The organism is Aurantimonas sp. A2-1-M11 (assembly GCF_036549475.1).
Classification (GTDB): domain Bacteria; phylum Pseudomonadota; class Alphaproteobacteria; order Rhizobiales; family Rhizobiaceae; genus Aurantimonas.
This window is the reverse complement of record NZ_JAZHLI010000001.1, coordinates 192,325-209,097: the sequence shown is the minus strand read 5'-3', so window position 1 is coordinate 209,097 and position 16,773 is coordinate 192,325. Positions and strand designations below refer to the sequence as shown.

At 60.4% G+C, this 16,773-nt stretch carries 14 protein-coding genes and 3 pseudogenes; 11 read left to right on the top strand and 6 right to left on the bottom strand.

Annotation, left to right across the window (positions count from 1 at the left end):
• The 7 genes and pseudogenes from VQ042_RS00950 to VQ042_RS00920 all read left to right on the top strand — a co-directional run.
• Positions 1-210 (top strand): annotated as a pseudogene (locus tag VQ042_RS00950) (IS630 family transposase); the annotation flags it as partial.
• A gap of 1,014 nt (positions 211-1,224) precedes the next feature.
• Positions 1,225-2,154, top strand: a complete 930-nt coding sequence (locus VQ042_RS00945; protein WP_331814532.1) for an ArsR/SmtB family transcription factor — start codon at positions 1,225-1,227, stop codon at positions 2,152-2,154.
• Positions 2,155-2,248: 94 nt separating this feature from the next.
• Positions 2,249-3,760 carry an arabinosylfuranosidase ArfA gene (gene arfA / locus VQ042_RS00940; protein ID WP_331814530.1) on the top strand — a complete coding sequence of 504 codons (1,512 nt, stop codon included), beginning with the start codon at positions 2,249-2,251 and terminating at the stop codon, positions 3,758-3,760.
• A 73-nt stretch (positions 3,761-3,833) separates the two neighbouring features.
• Positions 3,834-5,075 carry an extracellular solute-binding protein gene (locus tag VQ042_RS00935; protein ID WP_331814529.1) on the top strand — a complete coding sequence of 414 codons (1,242 nt, stop codon included), beginning with the start codon at positions 3,834-3,836 and terminating at the stop codon, positions 5,073-5,075.
• A gap of 218 nt (positions 5,076-5,293) precedes the next feature.
• Positions 5,294-6,022, top strand: a complete 729-nt coding sequence (locus tag VQ042_RS00930; RefSeq protein WP_331814527.1) for a carbohydrate ABC transporter permease — start codon at positions 5,294-5,296, stop codon at positions 6,020-6,022.
• Positions 6,019-6,852 carry a carbohydrate ABC transporter permease gene (locus tag VQ042_RS00925; RefSeq protein ID WP_331814526.1) on the top strand — a complete coding sequence of 278 codons (834 nt, stop codon included), beginning with the start codon at positions 6,019-6,021 and terminating at the stop codon, positions 6,850-6,852. The genes VQ042_RS00930 and VQ042_RS00925 overlap by 4 nt, the downstream gene beginning before the upstream one ends.
• A gap of 37 nt (positions 6,853-6,889) precedes the next feature.
• Entirely contained in the window at positions 6,890-7,960 is a 1,071-nt protein-coding gene (locus VQ042_RS00920; protein WP_331814524.1) for an ABC transporter ATP-binding protein, read from the top strand.
• A gap of 125 nt (positions 7,961-8,085) precedes the next feature.
• On the opposite strand, the gene pdxA is transcribed toward VQ042_RS00920, so the two are convergent.
• On the bottom strand, positions 8,086-9,093 hold the full coding sequence (pdxA, locus tag VQ042_RS00915; protein ID WP_331814522.1) for a 4-hydroxythreonine-4-phosphate dehydrogenase PdxA: 1,008 nt from the start codon (positions 9,091-9,093) through the stop codon (positions 8,086-8,088).
• Positions 9,094-9,289: 196 nt separating this feature from the next.
• On the opposite strand from pdxA, the gene VQ042_RS00910 reads away from it, so the two are divergent.
• The 3 genes and pseudogenes from VQ042_RS00910 to VQ042_RS00900 form a co-directional block, all read left to right on the top strand.
• Entirely contained in the window at positions 9,290-10,075 is a 786-nt protein-coding gene (locus tag VQ042_RS00910) for a DeoR/GlpR family DNA-binding transcription regulator (protein WP_331814520.1), read from the top strand.
• Complete coding sequence (locus tag VQ042_RS00905; RefSeq protein ID WP_331814518.1) at positions 10,072-11,097, top strand: four-carbon acid sugar kinase family protein; 1,026 nt, start codon at positions 10,072-10,074, stop codon at positions 11,095-11,097. The genes VQ042_RS00910 and VQ042_RS00905 overlap by 4 nt, the downstream gene beginning before the upstream one ends.
• 280 nt (positions 11,098-11,377) lie before the next feature.
• Positions 11,378-11,744, top strand: a pseudogene (locus tag VQ042_RS00900) (IS21 family transposase); the annotation flags it as partial.
• A gap of 216 nt (positions 11,745-11,960) precedes the next feature.
• Here VQ042_RS00900 and VQ042_RS00895 read toward each other — a convergent pair.
• Positions 11,961-12,317: a hypothetical protein gene (locus VQ042_RS00895; protein ID WP_331814517.1), complete on the bottom strand. Its 357-nt coding sequence runs from the start codon at positions 12,315-12,317 to the stop codon at positions 11,961-11,963.
• Between the two features lie 76 nt (positions 12,318-12,393).
• Between VQ042_RS00895 and VQ042_RS00890 the strand changes: the two genes are divergently transcribed.
• Positions 12,394-13,644 (top strand): helix-turn-helix transcriptional regulator, encoded by a 1,251-nt coding sequence (locus VQ042_RS00890; RefSeq protein ID WP_331814516.1) that lies wholly within the window; start codon positions 12,394-12,396, stop codon positions 13,642-13,644.
• 156 nt (positions 13,645-13,800) lie between these two features.
• Here the strand turns inward: VQ042_RS00890 and VQ042_RS00885 are convergent.
• The 4 genes and pseudogenes from VQ042_RS00885 to VQ042_RS00870 form a co-directional block, all read right to left on the bottom strand.
• Positions 13,801-13,946: pseudogene (locus VQ042_RS00885) on the bottom strand (MBL fold metallo-hydrolase); the annotation flags it as partial.
• 28 nt (positions 13,947-13,974) lie between these two features.
• On the bottom strand, positions 13,975-14,385 hold the full coding sequence (locus VQ042_RS00880; protein ID WP_331814515.1) for a hypothetical protein: 411 nt from the start codon (positions 14,383-14,385) through the stop codon (positions 13,975-13,977).
• 91 nt (positions 14,386-14,476) lie between these two features.
• The gene (locus tag VQ042_RS00875) at positions 14,477-15,730 is read right to left on the bottom strand and encodes a DUF5996 family protein (protein WP_331814513.1); all 1,254 of its coding nucleotides are present in this window, start codon (positions 15,728-15,730) and stop codon (positions 14,477-14,479) included.
• A 96-nt stretch (positions 15,731-15,826) separates the two neighbouring features.
• A complete protein-coding gene (locus VQ042_RS00870; RefSeq protein WP_331814512.1) occupies positions 15,827-16,762 on the bottom strand; it encodes a pirin family protein in 936 nt (311 codons plus the stop codon).
• Between the last annotated feature and the right edge of the window lie 11 nt (positions 16,763-16,773).

Here is a 16,773-nt window from a genome sequence, read left to right as displayed (position 1 = left end):
GTCGAGGGCTTCTTCGCCAAACTCTCCCGCCGGCGACTGAAGCACGGCGTGTTCTGCTCCGTCACTGACCTCCAGGCCGCCATCAACCGCTTCGTCGCCGAGCACAACCAAAAGCCGAAGCCCTTCGTCTGGCGCGCCGATCCAGACGCCATCATCGCTGCACGAAGCCGAGGGTTCCAAACGTTGGAGTCAATCCACTACCACGTGTAGCCAATCTTTCCACAGCCGCCGATAGTCCTCTGATCGGCTTATCCGACCCGACGGTGTGACCCCGATCTTCGATTGCGGCGAGATGCGCTCGACGAGCCTAGGGGAGTATGGGCGCCGCGATGGCCAATCTGCGCCTGCGGAAGTGGATCTGGCGCGGAACGTCGCGCCCCTTCCGTTCTACCCATATGGACAGTGCCCCCTAGGAGCCCGAATAAAACTTGAAAGCCGTGATGGGATTACTCCGCGGATGCAGCTCGAGCCGTACCGGACCTGCAAGATGTCGTTCGGACTACGGCGGCCGGCGGACGGGCGTAAAGACCCTACCGCTATAAGCTTTTCGGTCGCTCCCCTATCTTGGCGCCGCGCCCTCGATGCTACGCATGATCGGAACCCAGGAAATAATTTCCTGAGTTTAAAGTTCTCGGTCGCGAGATGGGCTAGGCCCGGTGTATCGTTTGGTGTATCTGTCGGTGTATCGACAGTCCGGCGTGCTGATGGCCAAGAACGCTGGAAGAATAGTGTTATGGCGTTATTTGGCGGAGTATCCTCCCTTCGGCATCAGGCCCGTGGCAGCGGCCGCAGAGCACGCGACCAAGGCTCGTCGTCACTCCGGAAACGCGCCTTGTCGCTGCATCACCGCGAGGCCCAGAAAGAGCTTGCGCCCCGTTCGGTCGACACTCTACCGAGGTCAGTCACAGTCGAAGAACGCCTCAGCCGAACGCGCGGCGGTTTGCGCCGATCGTCTTGCCCGAGCCTCAGGCGAGCATTACGAGCCGATATCAATCTCGCTCTCAAGAGCGGGTAGCGGATTTTCTCGTGCGCTGGTTCGGAAAAGCGTAGACCGCGCCTGCGAATAAATCGGCGCTCATCGTCTCGGCCATTGCTCAAAACTGTCCTTCAATGAGGTCCACCTTGGAAGTGGACAAGGGTGCTGTCTCGTTTGACAATCCAGCGCCTATAAGTTCTCTATCCAGAATTCCGATTGAAACAATATTTTTGGATATCGAGCGAACGATGCCGGGCAATTTCCTCTTGGTGGACCCCGCCAAGGATATATCAGTCTTGCGTTGTCTGGGATCGCCGGCGCGCGTAGACATTCTGGGGCTGTTGATACGCAGCGGCCCTACTAACGTACACGTGATCGCCGAGACCCTCGATCTCCCTCAGTCATCCGTCTCCGCCAACATAATGGTTCTTGAGGAAGCGGGTCTGGTTCTCTCAGAAACCCGCAAGGCTCGTCGGGGGATCCAGAAGATATGCCGTGCCGCCTATGACGAGGTCATCGTCACGTTCCAGCGAGATCTGAAAGCCAGTCGCAACGACTTCATCGAGGTCTCGATGCCGCTTGGTCTCTACTCCCACTGCGAGGTGACCGCGCCGTGCGGGATTTGTTCGAGAGAAGGTGTCGTCGGCCTGCTGGACGTGCCGTCCTCATTCCTCGAGCCGGACCGGATGAAGACGGCTCTGCTGTGGTTCACCAGCGGTTTCGTCGAGTATCAATTCCCGAACAACATCAACCTTGTAAAGGCTAAATGTCGGGCACTGGAAGTCATCTTCGAAGTCAGTTCGGAGGTGCCCGGAACAGACCCCGTCTGGCCCTCGGATATCAGCCTTTCGATCAACGGCGTCGAACTGGGCACATGGACATCGCCGGGCGACTTCGGCGACAAGCGCGGTCTGTTCACGCCGAGTTGGTGGAAGCTCGCAGGCTCCCAGTACGGGATGCTCAAAAGCTGGAACGTGAACGAGAACGGTACCTACGTCGATGGCGTGAAAATTTCCAATGTCCGGCTGACGGACCTGCGCCTCGACGCCCATCGCTCGATCCGGCTGCGCATCGAGGTCAAGGCCGAAGCAAGGCATCCGGGAGGTATCAATATCTTCGGCCGCGGCTTCGGCAATTATGACCAGGACATCGTTCTCCGCCTTCACAGCGAACCCTGATCGGTCCCGGGCAGGCTTGACCGTGGAATCAATATCTGGGAGCATATCGATAAATCGGGTTTAAATCCGAAAAACAAATATAATGGGAGGAAGGATGCGGGTCTCGGCCACTGTCCACCGTGACTTCAAGATCGCTACGATCGACGACCGGATCTATTCGGCGTTCATCGAGCATCTCGGGCGCGCAATTTATTCCGGCATTTATGAGCCGGGTCATCCTGAAGCCGACGATCTGGGCTTTCGCAAGGACGTCCTAGCGCTCGTCCGCGACCTTAACGTGCCCGCCGTCCGTTATCCGGGAGGGAATTTCGTTTCCGCCTACGAGTGGAAGGATGGGATTGGACCGCGCGAGGACCGGCCGATGCGACTTGACCTCGCCTGGCGCTCACGCGAGAGCAATCAGATTGGCGTCAACGAATTCGCACAGTGGTGCGAGCGAGCCGGGATCGATTTGATGCTGGCCGTCAATCTCGGCACAGGCACGCTGCAGGATGCACGCGAGTACATCGAGTATGTCAACCATCCCCACGGGACCGCCTGGTCGGATTTGCGACGCTCTCACGGTGTGGAAAAGCCCCATGGCGTGAAGATGTGGTGTCTTGGCAACGAGATGGACGGCCCCTGGCAGATCGGCCACCGCACCGCGCATGACTACGGTCGGATCGCCGATGAGACGGCGAAGGCGCTTAAGGGTTTTGATCCGACCATCGAAACCATCGCCTGCGGCTCCAGCAATGACGAGATGCCGACCTATCCCGAATGGGAGCGCGTGGTCCTCGAGGAGTGCTACGAGAACGTCGATTACATTTCCCTGCACAAGTATTTTGGCAATCGTAGCGGCGACACGTTGAACTTCCTAGCCAAAGTCGACGTGATGGGGCGGTACATCAAGACCGTTGGAGGCATTATAGATTTCGTAAAGGCCAAGAAGAAGGCGAAAAACGACGTCTATATCTGCTTCGACGAGTGGAATGTCTGGTACCACAAGCGCTACCAGGAGAAGGATGCGCTGAAGACCTGGGACTGGCCCGAGGCGCCGGCGCTGCTCGAGGAAGATTACAATTTCGAGGATGCGCTCCTCGTTGCCGCCCTGATCAATGAGTTCATTCGAAATTCGGACCGCGTGAAGATCGCCTGTATTGCGCAACTGGTCAACGTTATAGCGCCTATCCGCGCCGAACGTGGCGGGCCGGCTTGGCGGCAGTCGATCTACTGGCCCTACCAATTCGCGAGTCTTTACGGACGTGGTGAGGCGCTCAACGCGGTGGTCGATACGCCGACCTACAATGCCCGGGTCGCCGACGATGTCGCCTATATCGACATGGCAGTAACGCGCGATCGCGAAAGCGGCACGCTGACAGCTTTCATCGTCAACCGGCACATGACCGACACGGCTGAATTTGCCATGGACCTCTGCGGGCTCGATGCCACGCGCATCGTCATGCACAAGGTCATGGAAGGACACGATCTGCGCGCGACCAATTCCGCGGCCGAGCCGGACCGGATCGCTCCGGTGCAGGGGGAGGGGGCAGTCCTCGACGAGGGCAAGTTGAAGGCGCGGCTCGGGCCGTTGTCGTATCACGTTATCAGACTGGAGGTTCGCTAAGCCCATACAGGTGCGGACAAAAAGCAGCGGCTTGGATGTCCAAGCCCATCATTCATTACAATGGGAGGTAAGAATGAGACATTCGAGAAATTGGACTTTAGGCGCAACCACAGCCGTGTTGGTAGCAGCATTTACTGCGCCGACGCTTGCGCAGGATGCCATCCGCATCATCGGGCACCGCTCGCCCCCGAACGAATACTATACCGACGCCATGCAGAAGGCGTTGCCCGAGGGGCGCGTCAACGTCGAACTGATGCCGATCGACAAGGAGCTGGAACTTGCCTCGATCACCATGTCGTCGAAATCCGACGCTATTGACGTCCTTTATCTAACCGATAGTTCACTCAGGCGCTTTGCCGCCAATGGTTGGCTTGAGCCGCTCGATGAGCTCTGGGAAAAGTACAAAGACGAGTACAACCTCGACGACTTCCCCCAGTCCGTCATCGACGCAGTTAGCTATGATGGCCATATCTACTCGATGCCGGTTCTCACCAACACCGAGCTCTTCTTCTATCGGAAGGACCTGTTCGACGAGGCGGGAATGCCTGCGCCGAAGACAATGGACGATTACGAGAATGCGGCCGCGCACTTCGACTCAGGCCGCATGTCCGGCACGATCATGTCCCTGAAACCGGTCGATGCAGCGCTCAACGAAACCCACTGGTACCTGAATGCCGTCGGTGACGGATGGTTCGATGATGAGTGGCGTCCGATCTTCAATCAGGAAGCCGGCGTCGCCGCGATTAACCGCATGAAGGAAATGTCGCAGTACGCTCCGCGTGGCTTCACCTCCCATGCGAACGACGAATCGACGATCAACCTGCAGCAGGGCCTCGCGGCCATGGGCTTGCAGTGGTTCACCCGGGCCGCGGCCATGGACGATCCCGAACAGTCCCGTGTGGTTGGCAAGATCGACTGGGTCGCGCCTCCCGGCGGTGGTGCACGCTTGGCGAATGACGGGTTTGCAATTTCGGCATTCTCCTCCGGCGACAAGGAAGAGATGTTCCGCATGCTTGCGGAGGCGACTTCGGTCGAAAGCATGACGAAAGGCGCAGAGTTCTCGATGCCGCCGCGGCTGTCGGTGCTTCAGAACGAGGAACTGGCCAAGAAATACCGTTGGTATCCGGCCGCCCTCGCCGCCCTGGAAGGTGGCAAGGCCTTCCCGGCAATCGCCGATTTCAACGATGTCGGTGAGATCGTAACGCGGCACGTTCTGCGCGCTGTGACGGGCGAGGTTGAGGTGCAGGCTGCGCTCGATCAAGCCGCCAAGGAGACCGAGGATCTCCTTGCGTCCCGCGGTTACTACAACAACTGAATCGCCAAATGGCCTGCTGTCGTATCCCGGCGGCGGGCCAGCCAAAACTCGAAATTGTTGGAGTATCCGCAATGGTCCGATGGCAACGGGGCCTCTGGCTCTTCTGTCTCCCTAGTTTTGGATTGTTGGCCGTCGTCCTGCTTTGGCCATTTGGGTACGCTATATTTCTCAGTTTCTTCGATTATTATTTGGGAGATGGTGTTCGGACGTTTGTGGGATTGAAGAATTATACTGACCTCCTGTCCGAAGCGCGGCTATGGAATTCGATATGGACGACGATCATCATCGCCTTCGGTTCCGTTGCTCTCGAATTCGTCGTCGGGCTAGCCTTGGCACTGGCGCTTTACGGCAACCGCATCGGGACCAAGTTTTTCTCAGCCCTCTTGTTCCTGCCTCATATCATCACGCCCGTTGTCGCGACGCTGTTCCTTAAATGGATGCTGGCATCTAACTGGGGGTTGATCGACGCAACGCTGCTTACGATCGGCATTGAACCGCCAGACTGGCTGGGTAGCCCGATTTGGGCAAAGGTCAGCGTGATCCTCGCAGACGCCTGGATTTTCACGCCCCTGATCATGATCATTCTCTATGCCGCACTTCAAGGCCTGGATAACTCGCTGCTAGAGGCCGCCCGGATCGACGGCGCGAGCAACTGGCGGATCCTGCGGCACATCATCATTCCGGCGCTAATTCCGGCGATCATCTTCACGATTTCCGTACGGTTGATGGATGTCTTCCGCTTCTTCGACACGATCTACGTTCTCACCGGCGGCGGACCCGGGACTGCGACCGAAACAGTGACGATGTACACCTATCAACTCGGCTTCCGAATGCTTGAGATTGGCAAAGCGTCGGCTCTTGGTGTCATTACTCTAGTTATCGTCGCGATGTTGCTCCTGACGATCAATCGGTTTCTGACCCGAACCTACAGGAAGGGCGACCAATGATTGTTCGCAGCAGGGGTCGTAAGCGAGGCTACCTTCTTTTCGTCGCGCTATGCATTTTTACATTCATCAACCTTGTCCCGTTGCTTTGGGCGGTGCTGACTTCCGTCAAGTACCCTGCAGACGCCTTCACCATCCCGCCTACGCTCATATTTGAGCCGACGCTCCAGTATCATCGAGAGGTCTGGTTCGAAAACGACTTCCTGCGCTATTTGATCAATAGCCTGATCGTATCCGCGGGCACGGTGCTGATCTCTATCCCGTTCGGCACGTTGGCGGCCTATGCCTTGTCGCGTATTCCACGACGCAATTCTGGACCGATCCTCAACGTGCTTTTCACCATCCGCATGTTTCCGCACATGCTGCTGGCGATCCCGTTCTTCGTGATGGGCACCTCCCTGAACATGATCGATAGCTATCCGCTGCTGATCCTTGCCCTGGTCGCGATCAACCAGCCTTTCACGATCTGGCTGCTGCACGGATTCTTCCTCGATATCCCGCGCGATCTTGATGAGGCAGCGGCGATCGACGGCTGCACTTCTTGGCAGGCTTTTCGCATCGTCATCCTGCCCTTGGCGCGGCCGGGCATGACCGTCGCCGCGCTGTTCAGCCTTCTGATGTCCTACAATGAGTTCCTGTTTGCCCTCGTCCTGACCGGTGTGGAAACGAAGACGCTGCCGGTGGCCATCGCATCGTTTGGCGGCGAGGACATTTCGCTGTGGTCGATCTCCGCCGCGGGCGCGGTGGGAATCATGCTTCCGATTCTCGTCATTATGCTGCTGCTGCAGCGCAACCTTGTGAGCGGTCTGACGGCAGGTGCGGTCAAGGGATGACCGCGTCTGCTCGATCCGACAACCAGAGTGAGACATCATGGCTCCTGTAACGATTCAACAGGCTACCAAATCGTTCGGTAAAGTGACCGTTCTACATGGCATCGACGTGGATATCGCAGATGGCGAGTTTGTCGTGCTGGTCGGTCCGTCCGGCTGCGGGAAATCCACCCTTCTTCGCCTGATAGCGGGGCTCGAAGACATGACCGGGGGACATGTCACGATCGGCGACCGGGACGTCACGAATCTCCATCCCAAAGACCGCGATATCGCCTTAGTGTTCCAGTCCTACGCGCTCTATCCGCACATGACTGTCGCCGACAACATGGGCTTCTCGCTGCAGATGAGGAACGTCCCCAAGGCGGAGCGCGACCAGAAAGTTCAAAAGGCCGCACAGATCCTCGATCTGCTGCCACTGCTCGATCGCTATCCGCGGCAGCTTTCGGGTGGCCAGCGCCAGCGCGTGGCGATGGGGCGTGCGATTGTCCGGGACCCCCAAGTCTTCCTTTTTGATGAGCCTCTGTCGAACCTCGATGCACAGCTGCGGGTGCAGATGCGCGCCGAGATCCGCGAGCTGCACAAGAAGCTTCAGGCGACCATCGTTTATGTCACCCACGACCAGATCGAGGCTATGACGATGGCCGACAAGATTGTCGTGATGCGCGGCGGTCATGTCGAACAGATCGGGACGCCACTCGCGCTGTACGATACGCCAGCTAATGTGTTTGTCGCCGGGTTCATCGGATCGCCGGCGATGAACTTGCTCGCGGGCAATCTGGATGCGTCGGGAACCGCATTCGTGTCGGAAAAAGGAGCGCGGCTGGATCTGCCTGAACCGATCAGCCTTGATGGGAAAAAGGCACTTATTGTCGGCCTCAGACCGGAAAACATCAAGATCGCGGAAACCGGCATCGACGCGCGCGTCCGGATCGTCGAGCCGACCGGCGCTGAGCTACATGTGATCCTTGATGTTGGCGGCGAAACCCTGACAGCGGTGCTGCACGGCAGGCCGGACATATGGGAGGGCGAGATGATCAAGATTGCAGTGCCCCACGACACGCTGCATTTCTTCGATAAGGAATCTGGTCGCCGACTCGCCATCGCTGCATGATCGGCAGCCTTTTACCGGCCACCGTCGGCGCGCTGTATGTCCGGTCGACATCAGAGGGGAGCTGGGAACTGTGATGCATTAGAGCGGCAGCGCGGAGACAGATCACCAATTTTCCTGCCAGGGCTTCACACCGGGGAGGGCTTTGGCGCGAGTTCCGCCGCGTAGCGGATAGCGGCTTCCAGGCTCTGCGAGCGAGCGACGCCCTTCCCGGCAATATCGAAAGCGGTGCCGTGATCGACCGAGGTGCGGATCACGCCGCCGTTCAGCCCGACTGTAATGTTCACCCCCTCGTCGAACGATATGACCTTAACAGGGGCGTGACCCTGATCGTGATAGCAAGCGACTACGACGTCAAAATCGCCTCGGTTTGCTCGGTAGAAGAGCGTATCTGCCGGAAAGGGGCCGCTGGCATCGATCCCTTCCCTCCGCGCTTGCTCAATACCTGGGACAAGCTTTTCTTCCTCCTCGCCCTCGCCGAACAGTCCATTCTCGCCTGCGTGTGGATTGATGCCGCAGACGGCAATCCGGGGCCTCTTCTGTCCTGCGCGTTCAAGGGTTTCATGGGCCAGCCGTATGACCTGGTACGTGCGTTCCGGAGTGATACGGCGGATTGCCTCGATCAGGCCCACATGGGTGGTCAGGTGGATGACCTTCATAGTGGGCGTTGCAAGCATCATGGAGTAGTTTTGCGTGCCGGTCAGCTCAGCCAGGATCTCCGTGTGACCGGGGAAGCTAAACCCACCGGCGTGCAGCGCCTCCTTGTTCAGGGGGGCGGTTGTGATGGCGTCGATCGACCCGGCCTGTGCCATCTCCACGGCCGTCTTCAAGAAATGGAATGCGGCCGCTCCGGCACGCCCGTCGATATGGCCGAAGGGAAGAGCGCCTACCTCAAGGCCCGGATCTGCGCAGGCGACAGCGCCGTCGCCGGTCTCAGGAATCGGCTCACCAGGCATGAACTTCACGATTTCAAACTTGGCGCCAACAATGTCGCGTGCCCGCGCTAAAGCGCCGGCATCGCCGATCACGCACGGACGGGCGATGGACAGGACTTCTGGGCTGACGAGCGCATGAGCCGTGATCTCGGGGCCGACGCCACAGACGTCGCCCATCGTGATTCCGATCCTGGGCTTCATTGAGCGCTCCTCGTTTCTCGAATACGGGGCTCTTCGGCCCCGAGAGGAGATCCGCCAGAGCTATCTTTTTAAAAAGGACGTGACATATTCTGAGAGAAAATGAAAGGAACATATCAACAGCCAGCACATTGGTGTTATCAACGGCGAAATTTGCCGCGAACGTTCACGCATTTGATCGTAATGTTTCAGGATTGTGATGGCGCATAAGGCTAAGCGACTCGCACGCATCATTGAAATGCTTCAGATCGAGGGCTTCGCGTCGTTGAGCCAGTTAGCCGAGCGACTGGAGACTTCCGTGTCCACGGTCCGGCGAGACGTAGATCATCTAAGCCGCATTGGGCCGGTGACGCGAACACATGGCGGCGCGGCGCTCAGCCCCAGCGACGCGCTCTCTTTCGAGCCGGACAGTAGGATCGCCTGCGAGATCGAGGCCGCGGCAAAAGCGGCTATTGGCCGTCACGCTGCGCGGTTGATCTCGCCCGGCAGCAATGTTCTGTTCGATAGCGGAACGACCACTAGGGAGGTTGCCCGCGCTGCCTTGGCACGCGGCATCGCCTTTACTGCCTTCACCAACGACATGGCCATTGCCACAGCCCTCGCGAGAACCGACAAGATCGCGGTCAATGTTTTCCACGGCCGGGTCCGGGCGGGCTCATCGACACTGATGGGGGCGGAGACCGTCTCCGATATCAATCGGATCCGCGGGGACCTCTTGTTCATTGGGACCCACGCTGGTTCCGTGGAAGGTCTGTCGGATACCTCCACGGAGCTCGCCGAAGTCAAGCGGGCGTTCCTCTCGGCTGCCACGCAGACCATTCTGGTGGCAGACCGTACCAAGTTTCCCAAACGGTCGCTCTGCACGTTCGCTTCATTGTCGGAATTGGACCGGATCATCATAGACGACAGGTTGGAGGCCGAATTGCATGCGGATCTCGCGTCCGCGCATCCCTGCCTGGAACTTGCTGTCAGGGAAACCCCGTGACCGTTGTCCGGATACTCGCCGACGACCTGACCGGTGCGCTCGACGCCGCTGCACCCTTTGCAACGCCTTCCCAACCGGTGCACTTGAGCATTGATCCGTCGCTGCCGCAGGCCGAAGCCAAACGGACAGCCAGCAGCGAAAGCCGTGAATCTGCTTTATCTACAGCGCTGGAGCAGGTGCAAGGCGCTTTCGCTCGTGTTCGTCCGGGGGTGATCAACCAAACCCTCTGGTTCAAAAAGGTCGACAGTGTCCTGCGGGGGTGGCCTGTGGAGGAGACGCTTGAACTGATGCGGCTCACGAACCGGCGCGTGTGCGTTTTTGCGCCAGCCTTCCCCGAAATGGGGCGCCGCACCATCGGGGGATATCACGAGACGGTGGATCCGGAGCAGCCTAATCTGTGGGCGCCTGCGGCAATACATGATCTTCGCGATGCTTTCGAAAGACGGGGAGCGAAGACGAGCCTCTTCAACGGGCGGCCTGCTACAACTGGTGTAGTGATCGGCGATGCGGTGGAACCAGCCGATCTGCGTCAGCTGGTCCGGGGGTTCACTCAGCAAGAGGTGCTATGGGCCGGCAGTCGTGGACTGGCGGAAGCGCTGTGCCAGCCCTGCGAGGCGATTGACTGCCCGCGGATCAGCGTAGTGGTTGTCGGGACTACGCACCCAGTCACCCGCCGGCAGACGCGAACCCTGCTGGATGCGGGCGGTGGGAATGTCGTGCTGATTGATCCCGTTTCGGAAGCGCGGAGTGCAGACGAAACCGCCAGGCATTTGCATGAAGCAGTCGTGCGCTTGGAGCCGCCCCGGAACCACGCGCTCATGGTGGTCGGCGGAAAGACGCTGATGATCGTTCTTGCCGCTGTTAAGGCTCAGTCGCTGGCATGTGTGGGTGAGATCAGTCCCGGATTGCCGCTTTCCCGTATTATCGGAGGACGATTTGATGGGCTGGAAGTTGTAACGAAGTCCGGCGGCTTCGGGCAGCCAGATCTGTTCCTAAAGTTAGCCGCGGCAAATAGCTGCTAACTTCTGCCGTGTGGTAATCATAGCGACAATAACGACGGGCGAGCTCGACAATGTACTCGGTCAGTTGTCCCTCGTTATCCGGCCACAAAGACCGGCACCGCTGTTTCGAGCGATGCTGAGCCAGGGGGAAAACGCGAGCAGGATGGCGTTGTGCGAGCCTTGCAGAATCGTCGCCGCCAGCGCGACGATGGCAATGTCATGTGCGCTCGCGACAGCAATCCACGCAGCCACTCGCCCATCAGCGTTCTCCTCTTGGCCCGACACCCCGCCCGCTGAAGGAGTTGCTCGCCACCCAACCGCTGATCGTGCCTTTGGCACCGACGCTTTCGTCTTCGACCCGCTGCATTACCTTATGCTGCTCAAGATTATGCTGCTCAAGATGAAGCCGAACGCCCTCGATCAGGTGGCGCCGTTGCAGGGCTGGGATCTGCCGGAGACGTTCCAGCATCTGCGCTATCTTCTGGTGGCCCGTATGGGCAATCGCGGCAGCGGGAGTTCATTCAGGTGCTGCGGCCGATGGAAGGCGATGCCCAAATGGGGATCGTGGCGGCCGCGTCACCGAGGCGATCCGGCTCGGTGCGATCGGATTCGACCCGGTCAAGCTGATCGCTCTGTCGCGGATCGAACGACAGCCCCTTCGGCTTGACAGCTGTCGAAAGATGAGACCTTGCCGTAGGGCCGTCGAGTGTTACACTAAAGGTGCACGTCGCAGCGGTGAAGGCAGCAATTTCAACGAGTTATTTTGGTTGTGGCATGGGGTCAGAATCCTGCCGCCCCAGCCAGATTCCTTAATATCTTGAATTCGTTGACCTGTGGTCCCGGCGATCCAGCCTCGGTGATCGCAGGCATTCACGGGTTTCGATCTAGATCTGCGCCTGTCCGCCATCGGCAAAGAGTTCGCTGCCGTTGACGAAGCTGCTGTCGTCGGAAGCCAGAAACAGCGCGACGCGGCCGTCTCGTCGGGCGTCCCCATCCGGCCAAGGGGGATCTGGGACTCCATCATGGCGACGAACGCCCGGTTCGCCTCCTCGCTCGGTGAAAGACCATGCAAGCCGCTCGTCTCCTTTCGGCCCGCTCCCGCAATCAGAATAGTTTGCTGATCCTGGTCTCGAAAGACCGCTGTGTTTGGCGGCTTCAGGCGCAGAACTGCGGGTCAGCTTTCGACCCATGGCGGCGCCGGAAATCATGTCTAGCTCGGGGGGTAAGCGGTCGGCGAGCATGCACGGAAGCACTTTCCTTGTTTGGCGATAGGGCTCCTGGCAGCAACAACTCGTTGGCGCGGATAATTTCGGCGGCATGATCATATCTGCCAGCGATTGCACCAGCCCGATCAATACGGTTCGGGCGGTCGCAATTGCTCGAATTCCACTGTTTGTTGCTAGCTTCGCGACCTTCTCCACTGAGTTGCCCCTGCAAACGTTCAGTGCTCTATTGACGTGCACAGCGGGGGGAATGCGCGTGATCGATGAAGCACTGAACAGCCTTTACGGAACAATGGATGGCTCCGTATCGTGGCCGAGCGCTTTGCAGGCACTCATGCGGGAAACCGGGGCGGAGCGGATCTCTGCCGCCTCTCTCGGCAGAGACGGCACATACAAGGAAATCAACGAGCCGTTCGACCCGGAGGGCGCTGTCGTGTTCTTGCGCGACTATGCCGACAAGGACATGCGGATCGCGCGGATCAAGGAGGGGAGACGAGGAACGCTGACCACGCGAGACTTGATGAGCCCCGAAGAAATAGCGCGATGTCCCGTCCACAACGAATTCTACCGGGATTATCCGGAATGCTGGCAGATGATGATCTCGACGCTCGACGGTGAAAGCGCTCTCTTTTCGCCGATCATCCACAGGAGGGCCATCAAGGGGGATTTCACCCGCGAGGAGGGGCGAAAGCTTCAGGTGCTGTCCCAGCACCTCGCGAGAGTCGTCGAGATCAGGGAAACGCTTTCGACGGCAACCCTTGCGCAAGACGGGGTGTTGGCCGCTTACGACGCTCTCGATGATGGCATCGTGATCTTCGACCAAGCAGGCGCCGTGTTGCACATGAATGCGCTCGCACGAAAGCTCGCGGCCGCCAGGGATGGTATCACCCTCCAGAACGGTATCCTTGGGGCGGCGGATACCGCGTCGTCAGCAGCGCTTCTGCGAATGATGACATCGACCATAAGGGTGGCGGCAGGGGAGCAATATGACCTGCCGAAGCCTATCGGTATCCGTCGGCATTCCTCGCCCCATCCGTTGATTGTCCGATCATACGTCGTGCCGAATGGCAATCCGGCCCATCGAATAGGGGTCGTCAAGCTTCAGGAACGATCGGCGTGGAACCATCCGACGACAGAAACAATCCAGGCCGCGACAGGACTGACCCCGGCGGAAGCGAGTCTGGGGCTGGCCCTATTGGAGGGCGTTTCTCTGATCGCCTATGCGAAGCGCCACGACTTGTCCGAGCATACCGTGCGTTCGCATATGAAGAACATCCTCTCGAAGCTCGGGCTTGCTCGGCAGGTGCAAGTGGTCGCGTTGCTAGCAAGGCTCGGGTGCGGATAAAATACCATAGTCAGAGGCGAGCATGTCGGCAGTTTCGCCGAAACTCCGATTGCCCGCGGCCATGGCCTCGCGGAACGCATTCACCCGCTCCGTGTCGATCCAACGGTACAGCTCGATGAGCAGGCCCGATCGTGTCGTTCCCTTCTTCCGTCCGGATCAGAACTGCCAACCGGCAGGCACCCAGGCGTAGCCGGTATCGGTGCGCAGGATCCGTCCGAGGCCGGGGAAGGGGTAATGGAGCCGAGGACGAGCATCCGGTCGGCGGCCGCCCGATCGAGGATGCGTCGGCGCGCCGCGGCAGCGTCCTCCCGGATGGGTCGTCCTCGTACGTCAGAGCTGCGCGCCTCGCGCGGCCCATGCCGCCATTTCACCGTCCGCAATCGTCAACGTCACACGCCAACGGTCGCTACGGCGCAGGATGTAGACGTGCTCCCACTCGGCAATGAGTTGGCCTCCTTCGCCCTGCATCCGATAGGCCATGCGGGCCTCGGCCACATCCGGGAAGAGTTCCGTTGCCGACAGCAACTCGCCCAGGGGACGGACGCCACCCTGCTGGCGATAGAAGTCCAGCAGCGTCACGCAGTGATCGCGAAATCTGTCCCTTGGCATGGCGAAATTTCCGCTCGGCGACGGGAACAGCCCGACCGGCTCCCATAGTTCGCTCAGCGCGTTGGCGTCGCTGCGGGCGAACGCATCCACGTAGTCGGCGAAGAACGCCGCGATCTCGTCCTGGAAAGTCATGATCGTCCTGCTTTGGTGGGGGGCGCGGCTTGCACCATCGGCCGGCACAGTCCGGCCGCGGCGTGGTGTGCGTCGGCGGGACACCACCCTGCTATGATCGACGCAGCACGTCCTGCCATTCCGGATGGCGGTCGATCTGCGCCTTCGCAAACGGACAGAGCGGGACGATGGCGACCCCGTCACGACGGGCATCCTCGATGGCCTGCCGCACCAGTCGCTCGCCGATCTTCCGGCCGCGCAGGACGGCCGGAACTTCCGTGTGATCGATGATGATCAGCCCCTTGCCGGCCCGGCTATAGGTCATCTCGGCTTCGACCCCGTCGACGACGAGCCGGTAGCGTCCCTTGAAGGCACCGTCCTCCCGTTCGACCTCTGCGTCCGCCGAGTGGGCAGTCGCGCCGGGCTGCGCGGCATCCGCCGGCCGCACCCGGCGTGGACGCCCCTGTGCACATTCCAGCAGATCGCGGTCCCAGCCGCCCAGATCGGCCGCGGCCTCGTAGGTCGAGACGAGGAACGCCGTGAGAGCGCCGTCGGGATCGGCCGCGGACTGCACGGCCTCATAGGGCAGGACGAACTCCGACAGGCCCTCGTGCCAGAACGCGGCCTCGGGCCGGACCGGTGCGCCGCGGAAACCATTTGGCGCCGGATAGGCGTAGGCATAGAAGGCGGGGTAGTCGAGGCCGCCACCGCCGGGCCAGAAACCTGCCGAGGAGACCTCGCGGTCGTAGGCCTCCTGGGCGACATCGTCGGGCAAGGACGGAACGCCGCCGGGATGCAGCGGCGCGCGCCGCCCTGAAAAGCGGGTGACGGCCAGGTCGAAACTGCCCCAGAACAGGTGCACCGGACTGGACTTGCCGAGAAAGGCGGTCCGGAACCGGTTGAAGACCCTGTCGACCGCCACCGATGCGTCATGGAAGCGCTGAACGGCGTCCCGGTCATAGGGTCGGTCGCGATGGTCTTCGGTGAACGGTACGGGGTTGGGCACTTCGTTCGGATTGTCGTTGAAGGTCGGCGTGCCGCCGAGTTCGGAAACCAGCCGGACGAAATCGGCATGGAAGGTGGCGACGGTGGACGGCCCGAGCGCAAAGGATGCCGTGCGGCCATTGCCGGATGTGCCGACGACCATGTGCTCGCGAAGATCGAAGAGGATCTCGATCCCCGGACCATCGGGGATCGGCGAGGAGGCCAGGCCGAGTGGCGTGACATAGAAGGTCGCATGCCAGGAGTGGTTGAGCCACGGGGCATGGGCAAGGCGATATTTGCCGGCGACCTGCAGATAGAGATGCAACGCCGAACACGTCTCGCGCCAGCCGAGATAGTCGAGTTGGGGCCACTTGTTGCTCATTCTGCTTTCTCCAGTCGGACCATACCCGGTGGGCGATGGGGCATCTCGTCAGAACCGCCCGGGTCCGTTCCCGTGCGGCGACTTTCCTGCCTCTAGTCAGCCGGGCAGGGGGATGTGCTCGTCCCGGTCATCGATCGGGAGGTCGAAACGTCCGTTGCCCCAGTCTTGCGCGCGCCATTCGGCCTTGGCTTGTTCGATCCGCTCCATGGAAGAGGCGACGAAGTTCCACCAGATATAGCGCGGTCCGCCGAGCGTTGCGCCGCCCAGGATCATCAGCCGGGCACCCCGGCTGCCGGCCGCGACCGTGATCCTGTCGCCGGGCCTGAAGACCATCATCTGCGATGCCTCATAGTCCTGGCCGGCAACCGAGATCGAACCGTCGACGATGTAGATACCCCTGTCCTCGTGATCGTCGGGCATCGGCAGTCGGCATCCGGCATCGAGCGTCACGTCGGCGTAGAAGGTCTGCGAGTACATCGTGGCGGGCGCCATCTGGCCATAGGCGTTCCCGAGGATGAGCCGGACCGAGACGCCGGTGTCCTCGATCACCGGCAGCGCCTCCTTGCCGTGGTGCTCGAACAGCGGGTCCATGTCCTCGTGGCTGTCGGGCAGCGCCAGCCATGTCTGGATTCCGAACAGGCTGTTCGGGCCGGTTCGCGCGGCTTCGGATGTGCGCTCCGAATGGGACACGCCGCGTCCGGCGACCATCCAGTTCAGCGCGCCCGGACGGATGATCTGGTCGGCGCCGGTGCTGTCCCGGTGATGGAAATCGCCGCGATACAGATAGGTGACGGTGCCGAGACCGATATGGGGATGGGGCCGGACGTCGACGCCCTGTCCGGTCAGCAGTTCGGCGGGGCCGGCCTGGTCGAAGAAGATGAACGGCCCGACCATCTGCCGCTTCGGTGCCGGCAAGGCACGCCGGACCTCGAAGCCGCCAAGGTCCCGGGCACGGGGAACGATCAGGGTCTCGATCGCATCGATGCCCACGGCATCGGGGCACCCCGGTTCGATTGCTGGGTTCCAGCTCATCCGCGTCATCC

Excerpts from the sequence above, each read along its gene's own strand:
- VQ042_RS00875 (WP_331814513.1), bottom strand. The coding sequence starts at position 15,730 with ATGAGCAACAAGTGGCCCCAACTCGACTATCTCGGCTGGCGCGAGACG.
- VQ042_RS00945 (WP_331814532.1), top strand. The coding sequence starts at position 1,225 with ATGCCGGGCAATTTCCTCTTGGTGGACCCCGCCAAGGATATATCAGTC.
- VQ042_RS00920 (WP_331814524.1), top strand. The coding sequence starts at position 6,890 with ATGGCTCCTGTAACGATTCAACAGGCTACCAAATCGTTCGGTAAAGTG.
- pdxA (WP_331814522.1), bottom strand. The coding sequence starts at position 9,093 with ATGAAGCCCAGGATCGGAATCACGATGGGCGACGTCTGTGGCGTCGGC.
- VQ042_RS00870 (WP_331814512.1), bottom strand. The coding sequence starts at position 16,762 with ATGAGCTGGAACCCAGCAATCGAACCGGGGTGCCCCGATGCCGTGGGC.
- arfA (WP_331814530.1), top strand. The coding sequence starts at position 2,249 with ATGCGGGTCTCGGCCACTGTCCACCGTGACTTCAAGATCGCTACGATC.
- VQ042_RS00880 (WP_331814515.1), bottom strand. The coding sequence starts at position 14,385 with ATGACTTTCCAGGACGAGATCGCGGCGTTCTTCGCCGACTACGTGGAT.
- VQ042_RS00910 (WP_331814520.1), top strand. The coding sequence starts at position 9,290 with ATGGCGCATAAGGCTAAGCGACTCGCACGCATCATTGAAATGCTTCAG.
- VQ042_RS00935 (WP_331814529.1), top strand. The coding sequence starts at position 3,834 with ATGAGACATTCGAGAAATTGGACTTTAGGCGCAACCACAGCCGTGTTG.
- VQ042_RS00890 (WP_331814516.1), top strand. The coding sequence starts at position 12,394 with ATGATCATATCTGCCAGCGATTGCACCAGCCCGATCAATACGGTTCGG.
- VQ042_RS00925 (WP_331814526.1), top strand. The coding sequence starts at position 6,019 with ATGATTGTTCGCAGCAGGGGTCGTAAGCGAGGCTACCTTCTTTTCGTC.
- VQ042_RS00895 (WP_331814517.1), bottom strand. The coding sequence starts at position 12,317 with ATGCTCGCCGACCGCTTACCCCCCGAGCTAGACATGATTTCCGGCGCC.